The organism is Photorhabdus sp. RM322S, from assembly GCF_042879395.1.
GTDB classification, from domain to species: Bacteria; Pseudomonadota; Gammaproteobacteria; order Enterobacterales; family Enterobacteriaceae; genus Photorhabdus; species Photorhabdus khanii.
Genome location: NZ_JBHFKW010000004.1, coordinates 158533 through 176209 on the forward strand (window position 1 = coordinate 158533; position 17677 = coordinate 176209).

18 protein-coding genes are annotated in these 17677 nt (G+C 41.1%); 5 read left to right on the forward strand and 13 right to left on the reverse strand.

Going from position 1 to position 17677, the window contains the following annotated elements; all coding sequences use genetic code 11:
* Nucleotides 1-61: 61 nt before the first annotated feature.
* Complete coding sequence (locus ACGF63_RS04105) at nucleotides 62-268, reverse strand: DUF1107 domain-containing protein (RefSeq protein ID WP_011148633.1); 207 nt, start codon at nucleotides 266-268, stop codon at nucleotides 62-64.
* 288 nt (nucleotides 269-556) lie between these two features.
* Between ACGF63_RS04105 and ACGF63_RS04110 the strand changes: the two genes are divergently transcribed.
* The 4 genes from ACGF63_RS04110 (at nucleotide 557) to fecA (ending at nucleotide 5335) form a co-directional block, all read left to right on the forward strand.
* Nucleotides 557-1111: a YtfJ family protein gene (locus ACGF63_RS04110; RefSeq protein WP_152963412.1), complete on the forward strand. Its 555-nt coding sequence runs from the start codon at nucleotides 557-559 to the stop codon at nucleotides 1109-1111.
* A gap of 290 nt (nucleotides 1112-1401) precedes the next feature.
* Nucleotides 1402-1923 (forward strand): ferric citrate uptake sigma factor FecI, encoded by a 522-nt coding sequence (gene fecI, locus ACGF63_RS04115; RefSeq protein ID WP_387628972.1) that lies wholly within the window; start codon nucleotides 1402-1404, stop codon nucleotides 1921-1923.
* 1 nt (nucleotide 1924) lies between these two features.
* Complete coding sequence (fecR, locus tag ACGF63_RS04120) at nucleotides 1925-2875, forward strand: ferric citrate uptake sigma factor regulator FecR (protein WP_387628975.1); 951 nt, start codon at nucleotides 1925-1927, stop codon at nucleotides 2873-2875.
* Between the two features lie 99 nt (nucleotides 2876-2974).
* Nucleotides 2975-5335: a TonB-dependent Fe(3+) dicitrate receptor FecA gene (fecA, locus tag ACGF63_RS04125; protein WP_387628978.1), complete on the forward strand. Its 2361-nt coding sequence runs from the start codon at nucleotides 2975-2977 to the stop codon at nucleotides 5333-5335.
* Between the two features lie 169 nt (nucleotides 5336-5504).
* Here the strand turns inward: fecA and cysQ are convergent, their stop codons facing one another.
* Together cysQ and ACGF63_RS04135 are read right to left on the reverse strand one after the other, a co-directional pair.
* Nucleotides 5505-6248: a 3'(2'),5'-bisphosphate nucleotidase CysQ gene (gene cysQ, locus ACGF63_RS04130; protein ID WP_387629018.1), complete on the reverse strand. Its 744-nt coding sequence runs from the start codon at nucleotides 6246-6248 to the stop codon at nucleotides 5505-5507.
* 147 nt (nucleotides 6249-6395) lie between these two features.
* Nucleotides 6396-7016, reverse strand: coding sequence for a peptidylprolyl isomerase (locus ACGF63_RS04135; protein WP_036844103.1), 621 nt, complete (start codon nucleotides 7014-7016; stop codon nucleotides 6396-6398).
* 269 nt (nucleotides 7017-7285) lie between these two features.
* Between ACGF63_RS04135 and ACGF63_RS04140 the strand changes: the two genes are divergently transcribed.
* On the forward strand, nucleotides 7286-7996 hold the full coding sequence (locus ACGF63_RS04140; protein ID WP_132352862.1) for a LuxR C-terminal-related transcriptional regulator: 711 nt from the start codon (nucleotides 7286-7288) through the stop codon (nucleotides 7994-7996).
* A gap of 36 nt (nucleotides 7997-8032) precedes the next feature.
* Here ACGF63_RS04140 and ACGF63_RS04145 read toward each other — a convergent pair whose 3' ends face one another.
* From ACGF63_RS04145 to rpsF, 10 genes are all read right to left on the reverse strand, one after another.
* The gene (locus tag ACGF63_RS04145) at nucleotides 8033-9328 is read right to left on the reverse strand and encodes an acetyl-CoA carboxylase biotin carboxylase subunit family protein (protein ID WP_387628982.1); all 1296 of its coding nucleotides are present in this window, start codon (nucleotides 9326-9328) and stop codon (nucleotides 8033-8035) included.
* 13 nt (nucleotides 9329-9341) lie between these two features.
* Nucleotides 9342-10526 carry an MFS transporter gene (locus tag ACGF63_RS04150; protein ID WP_036844106.1) on the reverse strand — a complete coding sequence of 395 codons (1185 nt, stop codon included), beginning with the start codon at nucleotides 10524-10526 and terminating at the stop codon, nucleotides 9342-9344.
* A gap of 123 nt (nucleotides 10527-10649) precedes the next feature.
* A complete protein-coding gene (locus ACGF63_RS04155) occupies nucleotides 10650-12347 on the reverse strand; it encodes a carbamoyltransferase C-terminal domain-containing protein (RefSeq protein ID WP_152963419.1) in 1698 nt (565 codons plus the stop codon).
* Between the two features lie 23 nt (nucleotides 12348-12370).
* Nucleotides 12371-13174, reverse strand: coding sequence for a dimethylarginine dimethylaminohydrolase family protein (locus tag ACGF63_RS04160; RefSeq protein WP_132352856.1), 804 nt, complete (start codon nucleotides 13172-13174; stop codon nucleotides 12371-12373).
* On the reverse strand, nucleotides 13171-14361 hold the full coding sequence (gene argG, locus ACGF63_RS04165) for an argininosuccinate synthase (protein ID WP_152963420.1): 1191 nt from the start codon (nucleotides 14359-14361) through the stop codon (nucleotides 13171-13173). Before argG ends, ACGF63_RS04160 begins: the two co-directional genes overlap by 4 nt.
* On the reverse strand, nucleotides 14351-15559 hold the full coding sequence (locus ACGF63_RS04170; RefSeq protein ID WP_239002505.1) for a PLP-dependent cysteine synthase family protein: 1209 nt from the start codon (nucleotides 15557-15559) through the stop codon (nucleotides 14351-14353). The genes argG and ACGF63_RS04170 overlap by 11 nt, the downstream gene beginning before the upstream one ends.
* A gap of 650 nt (nucleotides 15560-16209) precedes the next feature.
* Nucleotides 16210-16662 carry a 50S ribosomal protein L9 gene (gene rplI / locus ACGF63_RS04175; RefSeq protein ID WP_152963421.1) on the reverse strand — a complete coding sequence of 151 codons (453 nt, stop codon included), beginning with the start codon at nucleotides 16660-16662 and terminating at the stop codon, nucleotides 16210-16212.
* Between the two features lie 38 nt (nucleotides 16663-16700).
* Nucleotides 16701-16928, reverse strand: a complete 228-nt coding sequence (gene rpsR / locus ACGF63_RS04180) for a 30S ribosomal protein S18 (protein ID WP_000135199.1) — start codon at nucleotides 16926-16928, stop codon at nucleotides 16701-16703.
* A gap of 4 nt (nucleotides 16929-16932) precedes the next feature.
* The gene (priB, locus tag ACGF63_RS04185; protein WP_021322928.1) at nucleotides 16933-17250 is read right to left on the reverse strand and encodes a primosomal replication protein N; all 318 of its coding nucleotides are present in this window, start codon (nucleotides 17248-17250) and stop codon (nucleotides 16933-16935) included.
* Nucleotides 17251-17255: 5 nt separating this feature from the next.
* The gene (gene rpsF, locus ACGF63_RS04190) at nucleotides 17256-17651 is read right to left on the reverse strand and encodes a 30S ribosomal protein S6 (protein WP_021322929.1); all 396 of its coding nucleotides are present in this window, start codon (nucleotides 17649-17651) and stop codon (nucleotides 17256-17258) included.
* Between the last annotated feature and the right edge of the window lie 26 nt (nucleotides 17652-17677).

The following is a 17677-nucleotide window of genomic DNA, read 5'->3' on the forward strand; positions in this document are numbered from 1 at the left end:
TTAAGCGCCACTTATTGTGGCGCAGATTATTCAGTATGCTGCTCGCGGCTATTCTCGTTATCTATCCTATTTCAGCCTGCAAACGTAGCACCTGCTGATTAACTTCACTCATCACACTAAAATGGCGTTTGTCTCTCACCTTCGGCGGTAAAATTTTGCCGCAGTCGAATTCAAAAGCCCCCATATCTTTAATGTATAAACGTCCACGGAATAAAGTTTTAACGTAGAGAGCAATTTTCAGTGGGTTATATCGGTGAAAAATTTTCATCTCTGCTTTTTTCCTCCTATGCTTCTTACGGTTACGTTTGGTGAACCAGCTCCATGCACCACACCGTTATGTAGAATAGTAGACTTAATTTATCGGATTTTGTTCCCCCCATTTTCAGTTTTATGTACTAACTTTACATAAAATGACAGATATCTAGATATGCATAATTATGTAAATTTATCTCTTATTTAATGTTAAAAAATTGATCTTCTTTAAAGAGATAAATCAACTGATAACCGCTATGCTAAAGACCCGTGCATCGTCACATTCACTTACAAAGGAAAAATTATGATCAAGAATTTTATGTTATATGCTGCGCTACTTTGTTCTCCTGCTCTGGCATTCGCTCACAACATTAACCTGGAACAAAAGGTTCCTGCGGCCAGTGTTTCTGATAAAGGTGAGTTGTTACTCAACAATAATAAGTTTAGCTACCAAAATTGGGATAGTGGAAAACTGATCGGAAAAGTGAGAGTCATACAACATATTGCAGGTCGTAGTGCAGCAAAAGAACTGAATGCTCCGCTGATAGAAGAAATAAAACGTGCTGATTTTTCAAAAGAAAAATACCAAACAACCACCATCATCAATGTTAGTGATGCCATATTTGGTACTGGACCATTTGTCCGCAGCAGTATTGAAGACAGTAAAAAAGAGTTTCCTTGGTCGCAGTTTATTGCTGACAGCAATGGTGTAGTCAAGAAAACCTGGCAGTTGGAACCCAAAAATTCTGCCATTATTGTCCTGGATAAAAACGGCGTCGCGAAGTTTGCCAAAGAAGGTAAGCTAAACAGCAACGAAATCAAACAGGTAATTGAATTGGTTCGTCAAGAATTACAGTAAAAACATCAGTGGTGATAACGACTTGCGGATATGTTTCGGTTTGCCCTTATCACCACCGCCCTACTGAGAAGCAACTTATTTAACGTCAGCTTTGCTTAAGAGCAGCAATTTTCAGCATCACGTAAACAGTGTTTACACTCCAACATCTTAAGAAACCGCGACAAGTCTCGCGACCACACTTACTCGACACCACGTTAACATGAAATAAAAACCTTCAAGAATAATTGTAATGATTACCATTCTCACATTAAGATGATACCGTGATTATTAACTTTTGATATTATAAAGCTATGTCTGACTACATTGTTGTTTCCGCTGAGCTGACGCTTGAATCGTTTTACGGCGCGCATCACGGCTGGCTGAAAAACTGGCTCACGCGCAAACTGCAATCGTCCTTTGAGGCCGACGACGTAGCGCAGGATACCTTCCTCCGCGTGATAACTAATGACTCGCTACAGACAATTCGCGACCCAAAATCCTTCCTCTGCACTATCGCCAAAAGGGTGATGATCGATCTATTTCGCCGCAACGCTCTGGAAAAAGCCTATCTGGAACTGCTTGCGCAACAGCCTGAGGAGCTTATACCCTCGCCAGAAATTCGCCAGTGTCAACTTGAAACGCTCCAACAAATCGACCAGATGATCGATGGCCTGAGCAGCAAAATGCGCCAAACCTTTTTACTGTCTCAGCTTGAAAGTCTGACCTACAGCGACATCGCTTCACGTCTTAATGTGTCTGTCAGTTCCGTGAAAAAATATATGGCCAAAGCCACCGAGCATTGCTTACTGTTTCGCCTGGAGCATGGATTCTGATATGAATACCATGTTGACCAATTCTCGTCTCCAGGCCCTAAAATCAGCATCACACTGGTATGCAGTACTGAGCAGCGATCAAACAAGCCCACGGCAAACCGAAAAATGGCAGCGTTGGTACGAGCAGCATCAGGATAATCAGTGGGCGTGGCAACAGGTGGAAAATCTGCGTAACCAAATGTTTATGGTGCCAGACAATGTGGCAAGCCGCACACTGCAGGAAGCGCACCTGTCACGCCGCAGAATGATGAAAAGCATGCTGTTGCTACTAGGGGTTGGCGGTATCTGGCAACTGTGGTACTCAGAAGCGGGAGAAGGTCTGCGAGCCGATTACCGTACTGCTAAAGGGGATATTCAGCATCATCGACTGAACGATGGCACATTGCTTACACTCAATACTGACAGCGCAGTAGATGTCCGTTTTGACTCTCAGCAACGTCTGGTGCATCTCTGGTATGGCGAAATTGCCATCACTACCGGGCACGATGCTGGAACAAGGTTATTGCGCGTACAAACCCACCAGGCACAACTGACCGCGCTGGGTACCCAATTTACGGTTCGTCAGGAAGGCAACACCACGCTAGTTAGCGTGCAGCAGCATGCCGTAGAGGTGATGCTGACCGGTGCTGACCGCAAATATATTGTACGTCAGGGTGAAAGCTTAAAATTCAGCGCCACCGACTTTAGCGAACTGACAACGGCAATCGCCGAAGACAACGCGTGGACGCAGGGTATATTAAGCTTCAGCGACAAACCACTGAGTGAAGTGATAGCGACCCTCGCCCGTTATCGCAACGGCGTATTACGCTGCGACCCAACTGTCGCCTCACTACGGTTAAGCGGCACTTTCCCGATAAAAAATACCGATACAGCATTAACCGTCATAGAAAAAACACTTCCCGTTAAGATTCAATACATTACCCGTTACTGGGTGAATGTTCTGCCCGCATAAAAATCATTAACGTAAAAATAATCATTTTCGATTATCCCTTTTTACCTCTTCATTCGACTTATAAGTGAATACAGCAACAAAATGATTATGGAGACATGTATGATGCCTTTACGTGCACGGCCACTGCGCGCGCTTCACAAAACAACACCGCTGGTAATAGCGATTCGTTTGAGCCTGTTACCGGTGGCTTGCCTAACCTCAGGGATAGCGTATGCTTCGGTGGCGCCAGCTAGCGCACATTATGACATTAATGCAGGCGAACTGGATAAAGTTATCAACCAATATTCCACCCGCGCGGGTATTACCCTTTTGGTAGATGCCAGCTTAACGCGCGGCAAACAGAGTAGCGACCTACACGGCGATTATTCCATCACCGATGGACTGAACACCTTACTGGCCGGTACTGATTTACAGGCGAAAACGTTGGGTGATAACACGTTCACGCTCGAACCCGCTTCTGTCACGCAGAAAGACTCGATGACCGTGATAGGCGACTGGCTAGGCGATGCTCGTGAAACTGACGTGTTTGAACATGCAGGCGCACGCGATGTCATCCGCCGTGAAGATTTTGCCAAAACAGGCGCAACAACAATGCGTGAAGTGCTAAACCGCATTCCTGGCGTCAGCGCACCGGAAAACAACGGTACCGGCAGCCACGACCTGGCGATGAACTTCGGCATTCGTGGCCTGAACCCGCGTCTTGCCAGCCGCTCTACGGTTCTGATGGATGGCGTTCCGGTACCCTTCGCGCCTTACGGCCAGCCACAGCTATCGTTGGCACCAGTATCTCTCGGCAACATGGACGCCGTAGACGTAGTACGCGGTGGCGGCGCTGTGCGTTACGGACCACAAAGCGTAGGTGGTGTGGTGAATTTCGTGACTCGTGCTATCCCGCAGGATTTTGGTATTGATGCAAGTGTGGAAGGCCAGCTTAGCCCCACATCTTCACAAAACAATCCAAAAGAAACCCATAATCTGATGATTGGAGGTACGGCAGATAACGGTTTCGGCACAGCGCTTCTCTACTCCGGTACACGTGGCAGCGACTGGCGCGAGCACAGCGCCACGCACATTGACGACGTGATGCTCAAAAACCGCTATGTACCCAATGAAGCGCACACCTTCAACAGCCTGCTGCAATATTATGATGGCAGTGCGGATATGCCCGGAGGTCTTTCACGCACCGATTACGATGCCAATCGCTGGCAATCCACTCGCCCATATGATCGCTTCTGGGGCCGCCGTCAGCTCGCAAGCCTCAGCTATCAGTATCAACCCGACCAGCAGCACAAATTCAATATTCAGAGCTTATATACCCATACCTTGCGCAGCGGTTATCTCGAGCAGGGCAAACGCATTACCCTTTCCCCACGGGAATACTGGGTGCGCAGCATCGAACCGCGCTATAGCCAGCTCTTCAATTTAGGGCCTTCAGCCCATGAAGTAGGAATTGGCTACCGCTACGTGAATGAATCCAGTCACGAAATGCGTTACTACACCGCCACCCGCAGCGGCGAATTACCCAGCACGTCGAGTCCTTATGACCGTAATACCCGCTCTGGCACCGAGGCTCATGCCTGGTACATTGACGACCGCATTGATATCGGCAACTGGACCATCACGCCAGGGATACGATTCGAACATATCAAATCCATCCAAAACAACAACCTGAAAGGCACCCGCCAAGAAGTAAGCTACAATGCGCCGCTGCCTGCACTCAACGTTCTTTATCACGTTACTGACAGCTGGAATCTTTATGCCAATACGGAAAGCTCATTCGGTACCGTACAGTACAGCCAGATTGGTAAGGCGGTGCGGAGCGGCAATGTAGAACCGGAAAAAGCGCGAACCTGGGAAGTCGGAACCCGCTACGACGATGGCGCTCTGACGGCGGAAATGGGGCTGTTCCTGATTAACTTCAACAATCAATACGACTCCAACCAGACCAACGATACTGTTACAGCACGTGGGAAAACCCGACACACTGGGCTGGAAACTCAGGCACGTTACAATCTTTCCGAGCTTACGCCTAAACTGGAGAACGTTTCGGTTTACGCCAACTACACGTATGTGAACGCAGAAATTCGTGAAAAAGGCGATACCTACGGGAATCAAGTGCCGTTCTCACCAAAGCATAAAGGTACACTTGGTATGGATTACAAACCTGGCAACTGGACCTTCAACCTCAACAGCGAATTCCAGTCTGGTCAGTTTGCTGATAACGCTAACACCGTACAGGAAAGTGTCGATGGCAGCACCGGCCGCATTCCGGGCTTTATGCTGTGGGATGCACGTATGGCGTATGACTTCGGCCCACAAATGGCTAATCTCACTCTAGCCTTTGGGGTAAAAAACATTTTCGGCCGCGAGTATTACACCCGTTCCTATGATGATAACAATAAAGGCATCTACGCCGGGCAGCCGCGCATACTCTATATGCAAGGCTCGCTGAAGTTCTGATGCTATGTTAACCCTTTCGCCGGGCCATTGCCCGGCTTTGCGATTTCTGGAGTTCAGCTATATCTGCACTGATTCGCGTTATGTTTATCGCTTTGCTCTTCTCCACCAACCTGACCCGTGCCCTCGCAGTCACGGTGCAGGATGAGAAAGGTAGTTTTACCCTCATTTACTAAAAAATTGTTACTCTAAATCCCGGATTCAGGAATGATTCACGAGGCGTATAATCCAGAGTCTGGCCTTTCCAGTTTGTTACATGAGCACCGGCCGCAATTGCCACAGCATGGCCTGCTGCGGTATCCCAGATATTAGTTGGTCCAAAACGGGGATAAAGTTGCGCCTTTCCTTCGGCCACCAGGCAGAACTTTAATGAAGAACCCACAGAAACCGTCTGATGTTCACCTAACTGATTGAGATAATCCTCCAATTCTGTATCCATATGAGAGCGGCTGACTACCACCATTGGGGGATTAGCATCACGAATTTTAATCGGCAAACATTGACCACCACAGGTTTTTTTCCATGCCTGTCGTCCTTGCCCAAAATAAAGCGTATCCTGCGCAGGAGCGTACACCACCCCCATTACAGGAATTCCCCCATCAATCAGAGCGATATTAACCGTAAATTCACCGTTACGATTAATAAACTCCTTGGTTCCATCCAAAGGATCAACTAACCAATAGCGCTTCCAATCACGCCTCTCCTCCCAGGCAGGAGGCTCTTCTTCCGACAACAATGGAATATCCGGTACGATACGGGATAATCCGGCTTTAATGATTTTATGAGCCGCAATATCAGCAATAGTAATCGGTGAATCATCCTGTTTATGATCAACTTTCAGGGGATGCTCATCCTGATAAATCGTCATAATAGCTGCGCCAGCTTCCCGGGCCAGTTGGCAGACTTGTTCTAGCATCATACACCTCTACGGTTAGTTATCTGTTATCATTTTAGACTATATTATCAATCGATCTTCTGCCGGAATTGTAAGAATTTTATTGCCATCACCAAAACAAAAACAGCCGGATATACCGGCTATTTTTAATCATATTTCTGGATAAAATTATAGAATATCCAGTAATTCCACTTCAAAAATCAGTGCGCTATATGGAGGAATCGATGCGCCGGCACCACGCTCACCATAAGCCAAATCATATGGGATATAAAGTTCCCATTTAGAACCGACAGGCATCAGGGTTAATGCTTCGATCCATCCGGCAATCACACCATTCACTGGGAATTCGGCAGGTTCACCACGTTCTACTGAACTGTCAAACACAGTGCCATCAATCAGGCGACCTGTATAATGAACACTCACCCGGTCAGTACGGGACGGAATTGCTCCATCACCCTGTTTTAGTACTGAGAACTGTAAACCAGATTCTGTCGTACTGATACCATCGCGCTGGGCGTTTTCTGCCAGAAACTTCTGACCCTCTTCTGCCATAGCCTGCTGGCGTTCACGACGCACACCGTCTGCACGCTCATGCATCTCACGTAAAGCACGATGCAGTATATCAACCGGCACCGCTGGAGAACGACTTTCCAGCGCATCACATAACCCTGCCAGCAAGGCTTCAGGCTCCAGACCTTGCAGACCCGATTCCAGTAATTGCTGACCGACTTGTAAGCCAACCCCATAACTTGCTTGCGCTTCGATAGAGTCAAAAGAAAGTTTTGCCATGAAAATACCTGTGATCAAATTAAATTAGGCCTGCAAGCATAACAGTGCTATGTAACAGGGTAAACCGAAGATATCACTGGAGGATACGTCTCACCGAAATATATAAAACTCAATATTCGGTATAACTCTAAGTGGCATATCCATTTCTTAAAGGTTATAATACAAGTAAATTCTTTTAAAATATTTTTACTTCCAATTGATTATATAAATAAAATATTATTGATATAGAATTAATTCTACTGCTAATATTATATAATGAGGAAAATCTTATGAATACGTCATTTAATGAGATTTTATCAGAAATTCAGAAATCCAAGACCATGCCGGAATTAGAAAAGAAATTGTTAAACGCGATAAATTATCTGGATTTTGAATTTTACTCAATTTATCAGGAAGAAAAATACCCATTCACGACAAAAAAATATGTTTTAATAACCAATTTAAATATAGAAACCGCAAACAATTATAATCAAAATAATAATCACGACAGCGATCAATTAATGAACGGTGATTATACTTTCTCCATACCTTCCATTTGCAATGAAAAAATATCAAAAAATGCTGATTTTATGATTAAAAAATCAAATATAGATGAAGTTAAAAATAGTCTCTCAATTAAAATAAAAGGCTCTCATGGAGAAAGATCAATTTTTTCAGTCGCCAGAAAAGAAGGCGCCATTTCTCACAATGAGATACTTAATAAAGCAGGCATGTTAGGCATATTAGCAAATGAATGCGTGGAAACATTCAATAACTTAAAGAATAAAGAGGATAAAATAATCGTGCCAACACTGTCCACAAGAGAAGTCGAAGTAATAAGATGGACTTGTGAAGGAAAAACCTCTGCTGAAGTAGCCAATATACTGGAAATTTCAACAAGAACAGTTAATTTCCATATCAATAATATTATGGAGAAATTAGTTGTTCCCAATAAAGTCGCTGCGGTTGCTAAAGCAATAGCATACAACCTGATCATATAACAATTAGAGCCAAAATGAGGCTCTAATCATATGAAATTATAAAATATAATTTTTCAAAATATCTCTCCAGGCATCATTAATTTCATTCATCAGGGATTCACATTTGATATGCTCGTCATTAATATGCACACAAACATAACCACAGAAATCATTATTGCTCTTTGGTGTTTCGTAAACCAACGAATTTTTGTCTAAATTAATCCCTATTGAAATAATATCATAATGTAATTTCATCAAGATATTATCAATAGATACTAACAATAATTTATTTACTACTGTTTTACTAAATTTATCATCAATTTTTCCGTCTTTACCCGCCAGTAAATTAATCAAAAATGCTCTACCCTTCGCTTCGGGTAATATCATTCGATCACTAAATCCTTTAACTAAGTGATCAACCCAAATCTCCTGCAAACTTATACCATATACCCGATTAGCCATATCCCAAATACGCATACCTGCCGGTCTACGGTTAGTTTCAACCAGGAAGGTTTCTCCCGTTTTACTATCTTGCTTAATCTCATTATGGAATGCGCCGAGAGTCTGCCCTGAAATCAGGTTAATTGCTTGCCCTGCTTTATGTAATGCAATAGCATTTCTTCCATCACATTGCGCGGGAACTATTTGCCCTATTTCAACAGGATATTCACCTTTCTGAGAGACTTTTTGCGTTAAAAAAGCCATACAACCAATACCATCGTACGAATATTCTGTATCGAAAATAATCAATTCTTCTGCAAGAATTGGGTTGCCACCAGACTGCGCAACAGATTGAGCAAAAGCCGTTGGGATTTTATTCCTATCTTTAATCGCCACTACACCGAAATTTGCCCGGCCACAATTAGGTTTAATAACCACACCATACGGAACAGAATCATAAAATGCTTCCAATTCTTTAATATCATTAATGAAACTGTATCGCGGGGTTTTAATATGTTGGGCTGCAAGCAGTGGCGATATACGGGTTTCTTGTTGACGGAACTGAGATTTCTCAATACCCGCGAAACTTAATTCAGGATCATCACCATAAACATTCAGTTTCTTCGCTATAACAGCAGCATACCCGGACACCGCATCCATAAAGGGAAGAATACCGGCACATGCCATATCAAGTTCAGAAAGAACACCTATTACTTTATCAACATAATTTTCTATCCGTACAGGTATATGATAAACAAATGGGGTAATATCTTTCTCTTCACCGGACAACATATCACTAATAATCACTAACTCAAGGGAATAATTATACTGAATGTAGTCACGGATATTAACGATTTCACTCAGTCTTGCCGGAAGATAATCAAGTACTAACAAGTATTTTTTCGAACTCATATTCCCTCCATTATTAACTATTATGCAAATTGAATTTAAGCGAACGATAAGGATTAATAATGACGAACATCAATAAAACAAATACAGAGAATATCAAATAGATACTATTGTAGGAAAAATAGTTCAGTAAATTAGCACAAATGAAACTGGTTAAAGGTGTCGCTACTTGATTCAAAACAAGCACAACACCGAGATACTGAGAAAAATTCTTCTTCGGAATAAGACTTGCCCGGTAAGAGCGGGAAAAAAGATTAAAACAACCTTCCGAACCAATGACCAGCAAGAAACCCAATGTATAAATAACGAATAACGGACCGGTAGCGAATAATGTCAGACCACATAACGCAATAAGAAAAGCCGTCACACCAACGATACGCACATCAAAAATACGGCATAATTTCGGAGCAACAAAAAATACACAACAATTCACCACCCCTGCATAAGCCAAAAGCCGGGCATAACTCTCTTCCGGCTGCGAAAAAATACTGGTGATAACATAAACAGCCGTTGATAAGATAGCCCCTTGCATCACATTCATCAGAAATGTCAGGCTAATAACCCGTAGCAGCAACGGGTTTCCCATCAGGAATTTAAATATCGCAGGCAGATTATAACCTTCTCTATTAGCATGCTCTGCAATCTGATTTTTCCGTTGTAGCTGAAACCATATGAAACTGCTAATCAGGAAAGGAAAAAAAGCAAATGCAAATACGGCGTAAACGCTGAATTTATAAACCAGTACACCAACCACCGCCGGTGCTGCAATATAAGTAAACTGTTCAACAAATTGCAAACGAGAGTTAACAGAAGGTAACTCTATTGCATTAATGTTTTTAGAGACAAAACCTTCGAGGTTGACATAACCCGCTCCACTAAAAAAGGATAAAACACATGAGAGAGGAATAATGATATATACAATATTATTATCAGAATATATAAATGAAAGAATAAAAAGGAATAAACAAACCAATGAACGTAGAATATCACTCAGGAATAACATAACTAGTGTATGCATCCTGTCACCCATCCAGCCAGAAATAGGAAGTGATATGACTCTGAATAACCGTTCAAGCCCAAAAGCAAAAGATGAAAGTGAAGCGCTATTAGTTGAGGTATACACTAATACAGGCACAGCAAACATCACGAATGCTTCTGAAAAAACAGAGAAAAAGCGAGCCAGTATGATCCTGTGTATCATTAGTATTACCTCAACCTTATTGTCTATCCCATTAGGCTATTTTATTTATCAATTCGAGTCTGGGCAATACTCAAATTACTTAATCAATTACGCCTACTGGGATAGACTTTTACTACGCAAATTTTAATGAATCGATTTAATCAAATAATTCCCCAAAACTAAATAATCAATATTTGTTTTCATGAAAGTTTTAATAGCATCATCAGGTGAACAAACAATCGGTTCACTATCGTTATAAGAGGTATTTAGCAACAAAGGCACACCTGTTTTCCGATAAAATTCCTCAATCAACCGAGCATAACCTGAATTTGATTCACTATCTACAACCTGAACTCTGGCAGTGCCATCTGCGTGAACAACGGCTGGAATTTGCGATGCTTTATCGACTTTAGCATCCATCGCCAACAGCATATATTTTGCAGCTTCAGGTAATTCTTTCCGAACGTGGAACCAATCAGCGACATGCTGACGTAATACACTCGGCGCAAATGGCCTGAACATTTCGCGATGCTTAATTTTACGATTCATTAAATCCCGGATATCTTTATTTCTCGGGTCTGCCAGCAAACTACGATTACCCAGAGCTCGCGGCCCAAATTCCATCCGCCCCTGGAACCAACCAACCACATTATTTTCAGCCAGCAAGCCTGCGACGACCTCATGAATATTTTCTTCATATGTCCAATCCAAACCATGAGCTCTCAAACTACGCTGGTAATCATCGTCACTATATTCAAGCCCCCAATAAGTGTGAGGCAGAGGATAGCGTTGCTCATTTCCAAGAATCTGATGCCAAATAAATAACGCAGCGCCTGTAGCAGTACCCGCATCATGCGCAGCAGGTTGTACAAAGATATCTTCAATATCCAATTCTTCATACAACCGTTTATTTGTGATGCAATTTAATGCAACACCACCGGCAAGGCAGAGCTTATTCGTTGCTGTTTCCTGTAAATGATAACGAGCCATATTTAAAACTATCTCATCAGTTATTTCCTGAAGAGAGGCGGCAATATCATAATATTCCTGTGCAACTTCTCCACCAGGAACTCTTTTCTCAATGCCAAATAAAGATTCTAATTTAGAAAAATCTTCACTGCGGAAATTGAGAATAGTATTATCGATAGTAAACTCCCCTTTCTCATAAATCTTGACTAATTGTTTGAATGCCGGCATAAAACCTTCATGCGTTCCATAAGCAGACATTCCCATCACTTTGCAAGCATCGTATACAGAGAAACCCAAGAATTCTGCCAACTTCTCCCACATAAACCCGATTGAATTAGGATATTCAATAGTTTTAATTTTCTCAATGCTATTGCCATCGCCCAGATATACGCCAGCGGTATTATCCTCTCCGATACCATCAAGCGATAACGTTAACGCTTTATCAAATGACGAGACAAAATAAGCAGATGCCGCATGAGCTGTGTGATGAGGTACCCAATGAAACTGACCACGAAATCCCATCGACTGCAAAATTTCGGGTACTGAAGTCGTTTTACGATAGAAAACTGACTCACCCGAAACACTTCCCCAACTGCCTTCATTCGTTATTTCATCAATAAAGACTGATTTTCTTCGTTCTATCGGATCAATAGAAAATCCTATATGACTCACGTCTTCCAATTTAATGCCAGCAAAATCTAATGCAGCTTCAATTGCAGCCAATGGCAGTTCATCAGAATTATCGATATTTGCTGGTTTCCCATGTTTCCTTCTATTTAACCGCTCTTCTTCAATGGCAAAAATAGTTTCTCCATCCTTTAATAAACAAACTGCTGATTCATGATAAACAGAATTTATACCTAAAATATACATGACTTATTATCCTCTCATTATGGTTAGTTTATTTTTAATACCAGGCAGCGCAAGCTACCACCACTCTTTAAGAATTCACCCATATCACATTTGACAACATGATAACCATAATCATTTAATTGGCGTTCAACCTCAATAGAACAATCATGCATTAAAATATCTTTTCCTATTGGAATATTATTGCAGACAAATAATTCTTTGGCATCATGCTCTGATATTGGGATCCTTCGTTCAAAGGTTTCAGAAATATAATCTTGACTTTCTTTAGTAAATGCCTCCGGATAATAAATAACAGTATCTTTGTCAATAAATGAAAATGCCAGGGCCACATGGAAGAAAGTGTTATCCTGAATATGCAATTCACCTTTGACTTTAAGTTCTGGATATACTTTCTGAATTGTCTTTATTGCTTCTTTATCTGAGCGAGGACCATAACCAAATATGATGTCATTACCCCAATAGATAACATCTCCAAGCCCTTCAAAATAGATATCTTCATCAACACGATGTATCTCATAACCCAAATCTTCCAGATAATCTATATAATACTGGCTTTCTCCCTGACGTTCAGCGTGTCGGAAATTACTGGCAAGAAACTTATTATTATGCACCATGCCACAATCTCCTGAAAAAGTCATATCAGGCAAACCATTCACAGGTTCGATAGTGCGAATACTAATTCCTCGTTCGGTCAGTCGTTCATAAAGAAAGTCCCACTGCTGTTGAGCTAATTTTTTATTAACTTTATTATTAGGATCCATCCAGTCATTAATAACGTATTCAATATCGTAAAAATCAGGTTTACACATTAATAATTCTTTAATCATAATATTTTCCTCACTCTGGATTTAACACTTTGATTAGTATGAATATTAAATATTTTTGCGAATCCTTCTACATCACTTTGACTATATAAATGCCCACAGTTATATATCGCCAAATTATGATCATAAATGCTGCTCTTTGAAGAACGGGAGCAAACATTAATATATTTATAACCTAATTCAAGTTTGACCTCACCATTGACATGCTGATTCATACTATCAATAAATTGGTTCAAATGAGTAAATAAGGGATCATACCAAAGCCCGGAATAAACCAGTTCAGCCCATTTTTTATCAATTATTTCTTTAAACCAGTTTTCATTACGATTACTACAGTAGAGCTCCAAATCACGATGAGCGGTAATTAAGATATGTGCAGCAGGTGATTGATAAATTGCTCGCGTTTTCAAACCTACAATGCCATCTTCAACAATATCAAAAATACCAATTGATAGATTTTTACCAATTTCATTTAATATTTCAATGATTTCATTTAATGATTTCTTCTCGCCGTCAAGCAATAGAGGTATACCATTTTCAAAACCTAATGACAAAGATATTGGCTCAGTAGCCAATAGCGCCCGCTCAAATAATTTCTCTTTGACATCCTCAGGAACCAATGTTTCTGGTTCTTCCAATGGGCCACATTCGATACTCAATCCCCATATATTTTCACTGGTAGAATAGGGATTATTACAACCAAATTCTTGAGGGATACCATATTGGGCAGCATAATTATTTACGATATTTTCATCGTATTTAAAATCTCTCAACGAAGAAATAGGAATTTTGTTCAGAATTTCTATATTCATATCCATTCTGGCTTGATCATTACCTCTGAATTGATGTGCAATATAATCAATATTGAGCTCATTGGCTACTTCAACGGCGGCTTCAGCAATTGCAGGCCGGGAAAGTGCGGCACTGAGATAATAACCATTTTGATAAATAGCGTTGGCTTTTATTGCTTTTGAAAGAAAATTTTCAGCAAACTGCATTCGATAATCTTTATAAATAAATTTATCGGCACCGGCAACCATGCATTCCAATTCAATATCTTCAATGTCTCTTACTTGTCCTTCATCAATATAAAGAGTAATAACCTCTTTAAACTCAGATTTAAGACTTCTTATTATAAGAGGATTATAGCGGCGATTATAGTAAATCACCAAAACACTATCAGAATTCATTTAGCGTGCACCCCATGCTTATAATAATTTCTTCTAACCCAGATTCTGTCGTACTTTCTTCAATGAGCTCTGAGAAATTATTTTCAAATAGCCAGGTATTGTTATAAATCGTATCTATATAACGCTCCCCACTATCAGGAATAATGACAACGATATTATCTCCAGGTTTAAAATCATCCAGGCGATCCAGTGCCGCACTAACCGCACAGGCTCCCGTCCCTCCAATCAGAATACCTTCATTTCTGGCCAATTTTCTTGCCGTACGGAATGCGTCAATATCTGCCACTTTCAAAGTGAAATCGATATTACTGCAATCGAGAATAGTTGGTATAAATGCCAACCCCGCTCCCTGCACCAGATATTTTCCTGGCTCACCACCGAAAATAATGGATCCAACAGGTTCAACACCATAAATTCGTACTTGTGGATTTTTTTCTTTCAGATAACGAGAAATCCCTGTAAGGGTTCCACAACTTCCTGCCGTAGAAAAACAAGCCGTCAAATTATCGCCAAAGGTTTCATGCAACTCACGCCCTGTCGAATGATAATGTTCATCAGGATTAACCTGATTTTCAAATTGCATGGGACTGAACGCATTCGGATAGGATTTTATGATCTCTTTGGTTAAGTCAATACGATATTTGACCGTATCTATTCCAGCTTCAAACTCTGGCAGAAAAATAATTTCAGCACCAAATGCTCTGATCTTATCGCGTTTCGCTACCGGCACCATGCGGTCTAGAACAGCAATAAACCGGTAACCTTTAACAGCACACGCCATTGCCAAGCCAATCGCAGTATTACCCGATGATGGTTCAATAACCACCATTCCTGGCCTCAATTCTCCCTGGGCTTCCGCTCTTTCCAACATGGCGACTGCAATACGGTCTTTAATACTCCCACCAGGGTTAATATTCTCCATTTTAAGAAAAACATTAACACCTTTAGTATATTTGCCATCCAACATAACCACAGGGGTATTACCTATAGTTTGTAATATATTTTTACCTAGCTTCATATCCGTTTTATCTCTCATTTTTTGGTCAATGTGAAGAACATACAGTGATGACGAGGTATTTTTGTTAACAAATAAATAAAGTACTTTTATATCTAATATATCTATTAATCTATTGATGAAATTACCTATTTTATGAATAATTCTTAGGAAGAATCTGACTCCTATTGAAAATAAGCTCATTTATTTGTGTTCTCACACAATGATTAATCAACACAACTGATAATTATAAATTTACACCTAAAAGTCTACTGTCAACTCTGACAGTTATATAAGGAAAACCCCATATAAATTTTTGATATTATTATTCAATAATAAGAATATATATAATTAATTTTCCATATTCTTATATGAAATAAATCACCATTATAAATATAATATTTGTAATTATATAAAAATATATTTTTAAATTATTATGAAATAATAATGTCTGTAATTATCCAGATTTATGAGAAAATACATAAGAATATCTAATAAATAATCCCCCATCACAACGGGATTAGCAATACCATATTATTAGATAATAAAAAACACGAAATCAATTATTTATAGACAATAATATGATAATTGGTGACATTTGTACCATAAAAAACTAAAAATCAATGATAATAAAAACAAAAAAAGACAGAATTATAGAAAAATACGCAAGAAAAACCCCGCTTCGATAAATTAAAAATAAACATAACAAATAGAAAATAAATCAGATTAATATTTAATTCAATATAAATTACCCACGGAAATTTTATAGGCTAACGGGATAATAGTGAGTTGAAACAATAAAAAACGCTGGCATTGCCAGCATTTTTTACTTGTTAGCATCAGTTAATCAGAGATTAAGCTTCAGCAACAATGTTAACGTTCAATTTAGCGAATACATCGCTGTGTACCTGGAAGTTAACTTCGTGTTCACCAGTAGTACGCAGAACACCGTTAGGCAGACGAACTTCACTTTTAGATACTTCAACACCTGCGGCAGTCACTGCATCAGCAATATCGCGAGTACCGATAGAACCGAACAGTTTACCTTCGTCACCCGCTTTAGAAGCGATAGTAACGGAACTCAGTGCGCTGATTTTCTCAGCACGAGCTTGCGCTGCTGCCAGAACGTCAGCCAGTTTAGCTTCCAGTTCAGCGCGACGAGCTTCGAAGAATTCGATGTTTTTCTTAGTCGCAGGAACAGCTTTGCCCTGTGGTACTAAGTAGTTACGGGCATAACCCGGTTTAACGTTAACTTGATCACCCAGGCTACCCAGGTTTGCTACTTTATCAAGCAGAATAATTTGCATTACCTTATCCTCTCAGAGTCGTTAATGGACTGTGCCGATTACTGATGACGATCAGTGTAAGGCAACAAAGACAGGTAGCGCGCGCGCTTGATAGCACGAGCGAGCTGACGCTGGTATTTTGCACGGGTGCCAGTAATACGGCTTGGTACAATTTTACCACTCTCGGTGATGTAGTTTTTCAGCGTAGCGATGTCTTTATAATCAATCTCTTGAACGCCTTCCGCGGTGAAACGGCAGAACTTGCGACGACGGAAATAACGTGCCATTTGGCTAGTCTCCAGAATCTATCAATTCAATCTGCTCGGCATGAAGAACCAGTTTGTTAAGACCATTGCGACCTTGATGGCAACTAATGAATCCTGAAACGGTTAATCGACTGCCGACCGTTATACTGTGAGTTAAAACTTGTAACAATTGTCCGCTGGCAATAACGGGCATTCTGCACCATGCTTGCCTGCTTAGACCGGCTTCCTGCTGCTGTGAGCGATGCTCAAGTACAAACTGGCAATGAGGAATGCCGGCAGGACTGACTTTTCGAATGGGGGCTTTGCACACTGTGCCAGAAAGCACCAAACGATTAGTTGTCACAGTTATTACTCTTCAGAATCCCCAGCTTCTTCAGCATCAACGCCGGCGTCTTCCATAGAGTAATCGCGGCTGCGACGCTCATCTTTGGCTTTAACCATTGGAGATGCTTCAGTTACCGCGTGCTTAACGCGCATAATCATGCTGCGGATAACGGCATCGTTGAAGCGGAAGTTAGTTTCCAGCTCATCAATCACTTCCTGCGGCGCTTCAACGTTCATCAGAACGTAATGAGCTTTGTGCAGTTTGTTGATTGGATAAGCCAGTTGACGGCGGCCCCAGTCTTCCAGACGGTGAATCTGACCTTGCGCGTTAGCGATAGTCGCACTGTAACGCTCGATCATGCCCGGAACCTGTTCGCTTTGGTCAGGATGGACCATAAAAACGATTTCGTAATGACGCATTAGAATTGCTCCTTACGGATTATTCA

What these genes read in the sequence shown, in the direction of transcription:
- ACGF63_RS04160 (WP_132352856.1), bottom strand. Translation starts at nt 13,174, where the DNA reads ATGATTAAAGAATTATTAATGTGTAAACCTGATTTTTACGATATTGAA.
- ACGF63_RS04140 (WP_132352862.1), top strand. Translation starts at nt 7,286, where the DNA reads ATGAATACGTCATTTAATGAGATTTTATCAGAAATTCAGAAATCCAAG.
- ACGF63_RS04155 (WP_152963419.1), bottom strand. Translation starts at nt 12,347, where the DNA reads ATGTATATTTTAGGTATAAATTCTGTTTATCATGAATCAGCAGTTTGT.
- rpsR (WP_000135199.1), bottom strand. Translation starts at nt 16,928, where the DNA reads ATGGCACGTTATTTCCGTCGTCGCAAGTTCTGCCGTTTCACCGCGGAA.
- fecA (WP_387628978.1), top strand. Translation starts at nt 2,975, where the DNA reads ATGATGCCTTTACGTGCACGGCCACTGCGCGCGCTTCACAAAACAACA.
- argG (WP_152963420.1), bottom strand. Translation starts at nt 14,361, where the DNA reads ATGAATTCTGATAGTGTTTTGGTGATTTACTATAATCGCCGCTATAAT.
- ACGF63_RS04150 (WP_036844106.1), bottom strand. Translation starts at nt 10,526, where the DNA reads ATGATACACAGGATCATACTGGCTCGCTTTTTCTCTGTTTTTTCAGAA.
- ACGF63_RS04170 (WP_239002505.1), bottom strand. Translation starts at nt 15,559, where the DNA reads ATGAGCTTATTTTCAATAGGAGTCAGATTCTTCCTAAGAATTATTCAT.
- rpsF (WP_021322929.1), bottom strand. Translation starts at nt 17,651, where the DNA reads ATGCGTCATTACGAAATCGTTTTTATGGTCCATCCTGACCAAAGCGAA.
- ACGF63_RS04145 (WP_387628982.1), bottom strand. Translation starts at nt 9,328, where the DNA reads ATGAGTTCGAAAAAATACTTGTTAGTACTTGATTATCTTCCGGCAAGA.
- fecI (WP_387628972.1), top strand. Translation starts at nt 1,402, where the DNA reads ATGTCTGACTACATTGTTGTTTCCGCTGAGCTGACGCTTGAATCGTTT.
- cysQ (WP_387629018.1), bottom strand. Translation starts at nt 6,248, where the DNA reads ATGCTAGAACAAGTCTGCCAACTGGCCCGGGAAGCTGGCGCAGCTATT.
- ACGF63_RS04105 (WP_011148633.1), bottom strand. Translation starts at nt 268, where the DNA reads ATGAAAATTTTTCACCGATATAACCCACTGAAAATTGCTCTCTACGTT.
- rplI (WP_152963421.1), bottom strand. Translation starts at nt 16,662, where the DNA reads ATGCAAATTATTCTGCTTGATAAAGTAGCAAACCTGGGTAGCCTGGGT.
- ACGF63_RS04110 (WP_152963412.1), top strand. Translation starts at nt 557, where the DNA reads ATGATCAAGAATTTTATGTTATATGCTGCGCTACTTTGTTCTCCTGCT.
- fecR (WP_387628975.1), top strand. Translation starts at nt 1,925, where the DNA reads ATGAATACCATGTTGACCAATTCTCGTCTCCAGGCCCTAAAATCAGCA.
- ACGF63_RS04135 (WP_036844103.1), bottom strand. Translation starts at nt 7,016, where the DNA reads ATGGCAAAACTTTCTTTTGACTCTATCGAAGCGCAAGCAAGTTATGGG.